Origin of the sequence: Streptomyces anandii JCM 4720, from assembly GCF_014650655.1 — a bacterium.
Lineage (GTDB): Bacteria > Actinomycetota > Actinomycetes > Streptomycetales > Streptomycetaceae > Streptomyces > Streptomyces anandii.
In genome coordinates, this window is sequence record NZ_BMVJ01000038.1 from 27,510 (window position 1) to 36,800 (window position 9,291).

The 9,291-nt window shown below is 75.3% G+C and carries 9 protein-coding genes; 3 read left to right on the forward strand and 6 right to left on the reverse strand.

Translation table 11 applies throughout. The features are described from left to right. From IE249_RS39475 to IE249_RS34405, 3 genes are all read right to left on the reverse strand, one after another. Nucleotides 1–569 (reverse strand): universal stress protein (locus IE249_RS39475; protein ID WP_229859939.1); only part of this gene is annotated, 569 nt, incomplete at its 3' end. A 5-nt stretch (nt 570–574) separates the two neighbouring features. After that, a complete protein-coding gene (locus IE249_RS34400) occupies nt 575–1,597 on the reverse strand; it encodes a zinc-dependent alcohol dehydrogenase (protein WP_189711273.1) in 1,023 nt (340 codons plus the stop codon). 44 nt (nt 1,598–1,641) lie between these two features. After that, on the reverse strand, nt 1,642–2,547 hold the full coding sequence (locus IE249_RS34405; protein WP_189711274.1) for a universal stress protein: 906 nt from the start codon (nt 2,545–2,547) through the stop codon (nt 1,642–1,644). Between the two features lie 255 nt (nt 2,548–2,802). Between IE249_RS34405 and IE249_RS34410 the strand changes: the two genes are divergently transcribed. The 3 genes from IE249_RS34410 to IE249_RS34420 all read left to right on the forward strand — a co-directional run bounded on the left by IE249_RS34410 (nt 2,803) and on the right by IE249_RS34420 (nt 6,585). After that, nucleotides 2,803–3,804: an Acg family FMN-binding oxidoreductase gene (locus tag IE249_RS34410; RefSeq protein ID WP_189711276.1), complete on the forward strand. Its 1,002-nt coding sequence runs from the start codon at nt 2,803–2,805 to the stop codon at nt 3,802–3,804. A 185-nt stretch (nt 3,805–3,989) separates the two neighbouring features. Continuing rightward, on the forward strand, nt 3,990–6,005 hold the full coding sequence (locus IE249_RS34415; RefSeq protein WP_189711278.1) for a PAS domain S-box protein: 2,016 nt from the start codon (nt 3,990–3,992) through the stop codon (nt 6,003–6,005). Nucleotides 6,006–6,126: 121 nt separating this feature from the next. Beyond that, nucleotides 6,127–6,585, forward strand: coding sequence for a universal stress protein (locus IE249_RS34420; RefSeq protein WP_189711280.1), 459 nt, complete (start codon nt 6,127–6,129; stop codon nt 6,583–6,585). Between the two features lie 51 nt (nt 6,586–6,636). Here IE249_RS34420 and IE249_RS34425 read toward each other — a convergent pair whose 3' ends face one another. From IE249_RS34425 to IE249_RS34435, 3 genes are all read right to left on the reverse strand, one after another. Further along, nucleotides 6,637–7,347, reverse strand: a complete 711-nt coding sequence (locus IE249_RS34425; RefSeq protein WP_189711282.1) for a DUF4389 domain-containing protein — start codon at nt 7,345–7,347, stop codon at nt 6,637–6,639. Beyond that, nucleotides 7,344–8,012 carry an OsmC family protein gene (locus tag IE249_RS34430; protein ID WP_229859940.1) on the reverse strand — a complete coding sequence of 223 codons (669 nt, stop codon included), beginning with the start codon at nt 8,010–8,012 and terminating at the stop codon, nt 7,344–7,346. The genes IE249_RS34425 and IE249_RS34430 overlap by 4 nt, the downstream gene beginning before the upstream one ends. Before the next feature lie 192 nt (nt 8,013–8,204). Then, complete coding sequence (locus IE249_RS34435) at nt 8,205–9,095, reverse strand: pyridoxamine 5'-phosphate oxidase family protein (RefSeq protein WP_189711284.1); 891 nt, start codon at nt 9,093–9,095, stop codon at nt 8,205–8,207. Between the last annotated feature and the right edge of the window lie 196 nt (nt 9,096–9,291).

Genomic DNA, 9,291 nt, shown 5'->3' on the forward strand with positions numbered 1-9,291 from the left:
GCCGGCGCCCGCCAGGCCCGTACCGCCTCCAGGACGGCCCCGCGCCGGGCGGCCTCCTCGGCGGCGAACTCCACCGCCCGGCCGGGTTCCTTGCCGACTCCGACGACCACGCGGCCGTGCACGGGCGTGCGGGCCTGGTTGTCGTTGTTGCCGCGGACCACGATCACGGGGCAGTCGGCGTGTCCGGCCACGAACAGGCTGACCGAGCCGAGCAGCAGGTCGGCGACCCCGCTGCGGCCACGGGTGCCGACGACCAGGGCGGAGGCGTTGCGGCCCTCGCGCACCAGCGCGTACTCGGGTTCCTCGGGCAGCGCGGCCATGCTGATCGGCAGGCCGGGCCGGCGGGCGCGGGCCCGCCGGGCGGCGACCTCGACGACGTCCTGGGCGCGCACCTGTGCCTCGGGCTTGCCTAGCTCCTGGGCGATCGAGGCGCCCTCGTAGCGCTCCCAGAGCGCGGCGTACACCACGCGCAGCGGCACTTGGCGCAGGGCGGCCTCGTCGGCCGCCCAGTCGGCGGCCCGCAGGCTGGGCTCGGAGCCGTCCACGCCGACGACGAGCGGCAGGTCCACCGCGCTCACCTGCCTTCGCCGAGGTCGAACACGATGCGGGCCTTGACCTCGCCGCGCAGCACCTCGTCGATGGCCTCGTTGACGGCCTCCAGCGGGCGCGTCTCGTGGATGACCCGGGTGCGGCCGTCCGCGTGCAGCTGGAACACCTCGGCGAGGTCCTGGCGGGTGCCGACGATGGAGCCGATGACCGAGGTGCCGTTGAGCACGGTGTCGAAGATCGGCACGCGGATGGTGCCGTGCGCGGGCAGGGCCACCATGACGAGCTTCCCGCCGCGCCTGAGGCCCGAGTTGACCGCCTCGAAGGCGTCCTCGTTCACGGCGAGGGCGATCGCCGCGTGGGCGCCGCCGTGCCGCTTGAGCTCCTCGCCCACGTCCTGGGTGCGGGCGTCGATGAGGATGTCCGCGCCGAGGTCGGCGGCGAGCTTCAGCTTGTCGTCGGTGACGTCGATGGCGGCGACCCGGGCGCCGGCGATCTTGGCGTACTGCACGGCCAGGTGGCCGAGTCCGCCCACCCCGGAGACCGCGACCAGCTGGGCCGGGCCGACCCCGGCGACCTTGAGCGCCTTGTACGTGGTGACGCCGGCGCAGGTCAGGGGGGCGGCGTCGAGCGGGCTGACGCCCTCGGGCACCGGCTGGGCGAAGTCGGCCCAGGCCAGCATCTTCTCGGCGTAGCCGCCGTCGCAGCCGTAGCCGGTGTTGATCTGCTGCTCGCACAGGGTCTCCCAGCCGGACAGGCAGTGCTCGCACCGCCCGCAGGCCCGGCCGAGCCAGGGCACGGCCACGCGCTGCCCGACGGTCAGGTGGGTGACGCCCTCGCCGAGCTTCTCGACCAGTCCGACGCCCTCGTGACCGGGCACGAAGGGCGGGCTGGGCTTGACCGGCCAGTCGCCGTGGGCGGCGTGGATGTCGGTGTGGCACAGCCCGGAGGCCTCGACGCGGATCCGGACCTGGCCGGGGCCGGGCTCCGGGTCCGGGCGCTCCTCGATGACGAGGGGCTCGCCGAAGCTCCGTACGACCGCTGCCTTCATGATGTTCGCTCCTCGGATGAGTGGCCGGGGTGGTGGGGGTGGGGTCAGCCGTGGGCGACGACGGCGACCGGGGCGGCGCCGTGGTGCAGGACGGCGTGGACGACGTGGCCGATGTGGGTGCCGAACGGGTTGCGGCGCACCCGCCGGCCGACGACGACCAGGGAGGCCTCCGCGGAGGCGGCGACCAGGGCGTCTACGGCGTTGCCGCAGCGGGAGTCCTCGACCACCTCGACGTCGGGGTACTTCTGCCGCCAGGGGCGCAGCGCGTCGGTCAGGGCGGTGGCCTCGCCGGCCGCGAGGGAGGCGTGCAGCTCGGCGTCCAGGGGCATGGCGTAGGCGTAGTAGGTGGGCGGGTACCAGGCGTGCACGGCGCGCAGCGAGGTGCCGCGGCGGCGGGCCGCCTCGAAGGCGAACTCGATCAGGGCGTCGTCCGGGGCGGCGGTGTCCAGGCCGAGGACGACGGGCCGGAAGGCGGTCGCGGTGGACGGCACGCCGGCCGGGTCGATCTCGTGCTCGTCCGCGGCCTGTTCGCCGGCGCGGACCAGGACGACGGGGCTCTCGGCGTGCGCCACGACGGACAGGCCGATCGAGCCGACCATGAATCCACCGACGCCGCCGAGGGCGCGCGAGCCGAGCACGAGCAGCCCGGACTCCTTGGCGACCTTGGTGAGCAACTCACCCGCATGACCGGGCAGTTGCTCGGTCATGACCTCCACGCCGGGGTGGCGCAGCCGCAGTCCCTGCGCAGCCTCGCGCGGCACCCGCTCGGTCCAGTGCTGATGGGTCTCGGCGCCGAGCAGCGGCGCCTGCGCCATGGGCTCGGGCACCGGCTCCCACACATGGACGAGCTTGACGGGCACGCCGAGCAACTTCGCCTCGCGCGCGGCCCATTCGGCGGCGGCCCGGCTCTCGGGTGAACCGTCGAGACCGACGGCGACGGTGCGGGGCATGGTCTCCACCTCCTGTGACGAGTCCTTCCATTACGAGACTGCCTGCCGCCGTCCACCCCGTGCAGGGGCCGCTGGTCCCCCCGAGGGCCCGACCGTCCCCATCCCGGCGGCCCATCCCGGCGGCCATCCCGGAGGGCGGGACCTGTGGGGGACGGCCGGGGCCACTCGGCCTCTCGAGGGCGGGGCGGGACGGCGGAAGACTGGGTGGATCACCGACAAGGTCCGCGGGACGCGGTCCGCCGGGAGGAGTCCCCGATGAGCACCGGCACGTCACTCGAGGTCCCGACCCTGGAGCGGCTGGTGGCCGCCGCCGTGGCCGCGCCCTCCATCCACAACACCCAGCCCTGGCGCTTCCGTCTCGACCCCGCGACCGAGACGCTGCAGATCCGCGCCGCCGCCGAACGCGGTCTGCGCCACATCGACCCGGCCGGCCGCGCCCTGCACGTCTCCGTGGGCTGCGCGCTGCTCAATCTGCGGGTCGCCGCCGCCCACTTCGGCCGCGAGCCGGTCACCCGGCTGCTGCCGCGCCCGGACCTGCCCACGCTGCTGGCCACCGTGCGGCTCGGCGGTCCCGCGGCCCACAGCGCGTACGCCTCCGTGCTCTACGACGCCGTGTGGCGCCGGCGCAGCAGCCGCCACCCGTTCTCCGGCCGCCCGCTGCCGGCCCGGGTGCGCGCCGAACTCACCGAGGCCGCCCAGGCGGAGGGCGTGACGCTGGCCCTGCCCGGGCCGGAGGAGACCGAGCGCGTCCTGCTGGTCACCCGGGAGGCGGAGCGGCGCAACACCGCCGACGCCGACCGCGCCGCCGAGTCCCGCCACTGGCTGCGCGAGCACGTCCCGGGCACGCGGTACGACGGCCTCGGCGTGCCCGAATCCGCCCTGGGCCCGCAGGACTTCCGCGACCGCGTCCCGATGCGGGACTTCGGCGCGCACCGCCACCCCGCGGGACTGACCGCCCGCCCGTACGAGACGCGGCCGGTGCTCGCGGTGCTGTCCACCGCGCACGACCGCCGCACCGACTGGCTGCGGGCCGGCCAGGCGCTCGAACGCGTGCTGCTGGTGGCCACCGTGCACGGTGTGCGGGCCTCGCTGCTGCACCAGGCCCTGGAGTGGCCCGACCTGCGCTCCCGGATCGGACCCCGGGCGAGCGGCCGCGCCGGCCACGCCCAGATGGTGATCCGCCTGGGCTACGGCCCCGAGGGCCCCGCCTCCCCGCGCCGCGCCCTTCCGGAGGTCATCGCGGACGACGGCCACTGAACTCCCGTACGCCGCCCGTCGGTTCGCGGAACCTGGAGCCGAACGGCAGGCGTCCGCGCCCGGTCCGGCCGCGTACCGAATGCGGAACTCTTCGGGCACGGGCGCTCAGTACGCGACATGCCCGTGCGCGCCCCGTGCGCTTGCGCTGTGATGACCCATCGGCTCACAAGGCGGGCGGGACGGACATGAGCGCATTCGTTGGCGAACCGGCGCATCCGGCGCACCCACCGGTCCTCGAGCCGCACGCGCCGGCCGTCGAGGAGTGCCGGTGCGGCCGGCCGGGCCGGGAGGGCGTGCCCCGGGGCCGGGAGGGCGCGCCGCGGGGTCCGGAGGGCGGGCCGTCGGTCGCCGAGGAGCGGTTCCGCGGGCTGCTGGAGGCGGCCCCGGACGCCATGGTCATCGTCGACGACACCGGCACCATCCGCCTGGTCAACGCCCAGACCGAGGCCCTGTTCGGCTACCGGCGCGAGGAACTGCTGGGCCATCCCGTGGAGTTGCTCGTACCGCACCGCTTCCGCGCCCACCACACCCGCCACCGCGACGCCTACTCCGCCAACCGCCAGGTGCGGCCCATGGGCGCGGGCCTGGAACTGCACGGGCGGCGCAAGAACGGCACCGAGTTCCCGGTGGAGATCAGCCTCAGCCCGCTGGAGACCGCGGACGGGCTGCTGGTGTCCGCGGCCGTCCGGGACGTCAGCGACCGCAAGGCCGCCGAGGCCCGCATCAACGAACTCGCCGCGCTGGTGGAGTCCTCCCAGGACGCCATCCTCGCCAAGACCCTCGACGGCTACATCACCTACTGGAACGCCGCCGCGGCCCGGCTCTACGGCTACACGGCCGAGGAGGCCATCGGCCGGCACGTGTCCCTGCTCTCCCCGTCCGATCGGCAGGACGAGATCAGCGCGCTGCTGCGCCGGCTGCGGCACGGGGAGAAGGTCGAGCACTTCGAGACGCTGCGGCTGACCAGGAGCGGGGCGTTCCTCGACGTGGACGTCACGCTGTGGCCGACCCGGGACCCCCGCGGCCGGGTCGTCGGCGCGTGCGCCATCGTGCGGGACATCAGCGACCGCAAGCGCGCGGAGGCGGAGCTCACCGCGCTGCTGGAGCAGCAGCGGCACATCGCGCTCACCCTGCAGCGCAGCCTGATGGGCACCCCGCCCGCGCTGCCGGGCCTGGCCACGGCCAGCCGCTACCGGCCCGCCACCCAGGGCGCCGGCGTCGGCGGCGACTGGTTCGACCTCATCCCGCTGGGCGCCGGACGGGTCGGCGTCCTCATCGGGGACGTCATGGGCCGGGGCCTGGAGGCCGCCGCCGTCATGGGCCAGCTGCGCTCGGCCGCGCACGCGCTGGCCAAGACGGGCATGCAGCCGCGCCAGTTGATGCAGGCCCTGGACACGGTGGTCGCCGACCTGGACGTGCCCGACCAGCTGGTCACCTGCTGCTATCTGGTGGTCGCCCCGGACGACGGCACGGTCACCGTCTGCTCGGCCGGGCACCTGCCCACCCTCGTGGTCGGCCCGCAGGACGGCGTACGCCCGCTGCCCGCACCGGTCAACGCCCCGCTCGGCGTCGGCGACGTCCTGTACGAGCAGTCGTGCGCGGACATCCCGCCCGGCGCCACGCTCGTCCTCTACACCGACGGCCTGATCGAGACGCCCGGCAGCGACATCGAGTCCCGGCTCGGCGAGCTCACCTCCGTCCTCGACGCCTGCTTCACGGGCGCCACAGGCCTGGAGGCGGCGGCCGACCATGTGCTCGGTGCCCTGCTGCCGGACGCGGAGAGCCACAACGACGACGTCACCCTGCTGCTCGCCCAGCTCCCGGCCGCGCCGCTGGCCGCGCTGACCACCCAGCTGGCCGTGGACCCGTCGTCGGTGCGCGAGGGGCGGGCCTTCCTCGGCCGGGCCCTGGCCGCCTGGGACTGCGCGGCACCCGCGGACGACGCCCAGCTGCTGCTCTCCGAGATCCTCACCAACGCCGTCCAGCACGCCCAGGGCCCGATCGCGCTGCGCCTGTGCCGTACGGCCACGGACCTCACCGTGGAGGTCGGCGACCGCAGCCCGCACCTGCCCCAGCCGCGCGTGGCGGCCGAGGACGAGGAATCCGGCCGCGGGCTGTTCCTGGTGCGCGCGCTCGCCGGGAGCTGGGGCGTACGGCCCACCGACGAGGGCAAGACCACCTGGTTCACGCTGAAGCTGTGAACGGCCCGGGACTCCGGTCGCGTCCTCCGGCTGGCACAGTCGGGCCGGTCCGGGCAGCGTGGACTCAAGGACCGTGGACGTCACCGTGACGTAGGACAGCGACTGCTTTAGTGAGGTGGCCATGCAAACCTCTGGAGCGCGACGCCGGGTGGTCGTGGGTGTGGACGGCTCGCCGTCCTCGTACACCGCACTGCGCTGGGCGGCCGGATACGCCGGGCTCGTCGGCGGTGTGGTGGAGGCGATCCACGTCTGGGACACGCCCTCCGACGTCGGCTGGACGGGACCGGCGATCGACCCCGAGTACGACCTGGAGCAGGCCCGGGAGCGCTTCGCCGAGGAGCTGCGGGGCGTCTTCGGCGAGGAGCACCCGGTCGGGCTGGAGGAGCACCTGGTCGAGGGCGACCCCTCCGAGGTGCTGATCCGCGCGTCGGAGGGGGCGGACATCCTCGTCGTGGGCAGCCGCGGCCGGGGCGGCTTCGCACGCGCCATGCTCGGCTCCGTCAGCCAGCGCTGCGCCCAGCACGCGGCCTGCCCAGTGGTCGTGGTCCGCAAGGAGCACGACCAGGATCCGTCGCGCTGAGCCGGCGCTCCGGCCCGGTGGACCGTCGCGCCGACGCGGTGGGGCGGGCGGTCACGTCTTGGGACCGGGCTCCCCGCCGGGCTCACCGCCGCGCACGGCGTCCGCCGTGGGCTCCGTGCCGCCCAGGTCGAGCCGGAAGGGCGGGTACTCGTCCGTCATCAGGCCGACGTAGGCGGCGACCCGCAGCACCCACCGGTTCAGGCCCACCACGAGGTCGAACAGGCCGGGCGGATAGGCGCCGGTGAACAGCAGGGCCACGCCCGCGAAGACGCTGAGCAGGGCGATCAGGCCCGTGCCGCCCCACCAGCCGAGGTGCAGTCCGCCCAGCAGGACCCCGACGACGAGGTAGTGCGGCAGCGCCAGCAGCCACCACTTGACCAGGACCAGGCCGCGCGACATCCGCTCCGGGTACACGATGTCGAGACGGGCCGGGTAGGACGGCTCCTCGCCGAGGCTGAACGGCGGGTAGCGGTCGGTGCCGAGGGCGCCGTAGGTGTAGTACGCCACCCGCCAGGTCCAGCGCAGCACACCGGCCTGGAAGTCGAACAGCGGCCGTGGGCTGCGCCCGGTGAACAGGATGGCGAAGCCCGCCGCGAGACCGGCGAGGACGAAGGCGGTCCACAGGAACGCCAGCACCACGAGGTGCGGCACGGCGAGGATCCACTTCACCAGCCACAGCCACCTCGACAGCGGGGCGTCCAGTGTCGCCCGCACCCTCACCGGCGGCCGCCCGGCTGCCGGGGCGGTCGCGTACGCGTTCATGTCCGGCTCCCCTCCGGGGCCGGGGCCTCCGTGGCCGCCGGCTCCCCCTGTGGTCCGCACACGACCTCCAGCTCGATGCCGGGGGCGTGCGCGAGGGTGTTGCTCACCGTGCAGTGGGAGACCACCGCGCGCAGGGCCGCAAGGCGGTCCGGGGGCAGCGCGGGTGCCTCCACCGTCAGCGACAGCGCGGCCACGCGGGCCGGGCGGTCCTCGGCCATGCGGAAGCCCGCGTCGACGCGCAGCCCGGCCCGGTCCACGCCGTGCCGGTCGAGGAAGCGTCCCGCGTAGTGCGCGGCGCACGCGGCGAGGGAGGCCACGAACAGTTCCACCGGTGTGGGCGCGGTGTCCTTGCCGCCGTCGGAGCGGGGCTGGTCGGCGGTGAGGACGTGGCCGCGGACGCGGATCTCGTAGGCGTCGCCCGCGACCGGGACGACCTCGACCCGTCCGGGCGGGCCGGCGGGCGCGGGGTCCACCGCGGCCGCCTGGAAGAGCAGCAGGGCGGCCAGTCGCCTGGCCTCCTCGGGTGTCAGCGACGCCCACAGCTCGCCCTTGTCCTCGGGCGTGCACGTGGTCTCCAGGACGACGCGGCCCATGGACGCGGGCAGTCCGTGGGGGGCGAAGCGGGTGACGGCGACCGTGCGGCCGCAGCCTGTCTCGATGTTCATCTCGGCTCCCTCACGACGGGACCCGGGCGGAGGACCGCCCCTTGTACCTCCCAGTCCACCGCCGCTCCCCCGCCACCGTCCCGGGCCGAACAGCCCCCACCCCGCCACGAAGGTCCCCACCTTCGGCGGGGGCCGCTGAGCGCGGGTCACTGAGCGGGGGTCTCCGAGCCGGGGTCGCCGAGCGGGCACCGTTCAGCCGTCGGCCGGGGTGATGCGGCGGCCGGTCAGGCGGGTGGGGGTGATCCTCACCCAGAGGGGGCGCGGGCCGCCCGCCCAGGGGGTCGAGCGGGCCCGTTCAGCGAGCCGTCGTACCGCCTCGGCGTCCGTGACGGCCTCGGCGCGGCCGACCGCGAGCACGCTCCAGCCCCGGCTCATCGTCTCGTCGACGTGGTCCACCTCGAAGGCCACCTCCTGGCCGGCGGCCGCCGCCGGGGCCGCGTCCGGCGCGGTGCGGAAGACGAGGGCGTCGTCCACGACGTCGTAGTTGACCGGGAGCACCGCCGGGCCGTCCGGGCCGGTCAGGGCGACGCGGCCGACGCCGTGCGTGGACAGCAGGGCCCGGCACTCGTCCTCGCCGAGGTCGGTGAGGCGGGGGTGGAGCAGCGCCTGCCCCTGCCCGGGCGGGAGGTCCTGGTCGCCTCCGCGCAGCGCCACCAGGGTGGTGCCGAGCGCGTCGGCCAGCCGCAGCAGGGTCGCCATGCCCGGCTCGGAGGGGCGCTGTTCGAGGTAGGCGAGGTACTGCGGGGACATCCGGGCGCGGGCGGCCGTCTCCTCCAGGCCGAGCCCCTGCCGGCGCCGGGCGTCCGCGAGCCGCCGCCCGAAGTCCCCGGCCAGGCTAACCCCCGGCGGCGTGGCGCCCCGCGCATGCCGTCCTTCGCCGGACGGCGTCCCCTCGTGCCCGAGGGGACGCACATGGGCGTCCGGCCCGGGGAACACCAGGCTGACCTCGCCCGTGTCCGACCAGCGGACGTCGTACGGCGGTGTGCCGTCGTCGTGGTGCAGGCCGACGATCTCGCCGTCGCGCCGTGTGGCGCCGGTGACCGGACTTTCGACGACCAGCCGGTCGCCCAGCCGAGCATGCATGGACGTGCCTCCCCACGGAGGGTGCGCTGTCGGGGCGTGCTTCGATCCGCGTTCCCAGGATCGCCCGTCCGGCACGCCCGCACCAACGTCAGCGGGGCGCGGCGGTCTCTCCGTCGCCGACGGGTGCGTGCCAGGTCAGCCGGGTGCCGCCGCCCTTGGGCGTGGCCCATTCCATGTCACCGCCCAGCTTGCGGGC

Coding starts and splice junctions, on each gene's coding strand:
- IE249_RS34405 (WP_189711274.1), bottom strand. CDS start 2,547: ATGCCCCGCACCGTCGCCGTCGGTCTCGACGGTTCACCCGAGAGCCGG.
- IE249_RS34430 (WP_229859940.1), bottom strand. CDS start 8,012: ATGAACATCGAGACAGGCTGCGGCCGCACGGTCGCCGTCACCCGCTTC.
- IE249_RS34400 (WP_189711273.1), bottom strand. CDS start 1,597: ATGAAGGCAGCGGTCGTACGGAGCTTCGGCGAGCCCCTCGTCATCGAG.
- IE249_RS34425 (WP_189711282.1), bottom strand. CDS start 7,347: ATGAACGCGTACGCGACCGCCCCGGCAGCCGGGCGGCCGCCGGTGAGG.
- IE249_RS34420 (WP_189711280.1), top strand. CDS start 6,127: ATGCAAACCTCTGGAGCGCGACGCCGGGTGGTCGTGGGTGTGGACGGC.
- IE249_RS34415 (WP_189711278.1), top strand. CDS start 3,990: ATGAGCGCATTCGTTGGCGAACCGGCGCATCCGGCGCACCCACCGGTC.
- IE249_RS34410 (WP_189711276.1), top strand. CDS start 2,803: ATGAGCACCGGCACGTCACTCGAGGTCCCGACCCTGGAGCGGCTGGTG.
- IE249_RS34435 (WP_189711284.1), bottom strand. CDS start 9,095: ATGCATGCTCGGCTGGGCGACCGGCTGGTCGTCGAAAGTCCGGTCACC.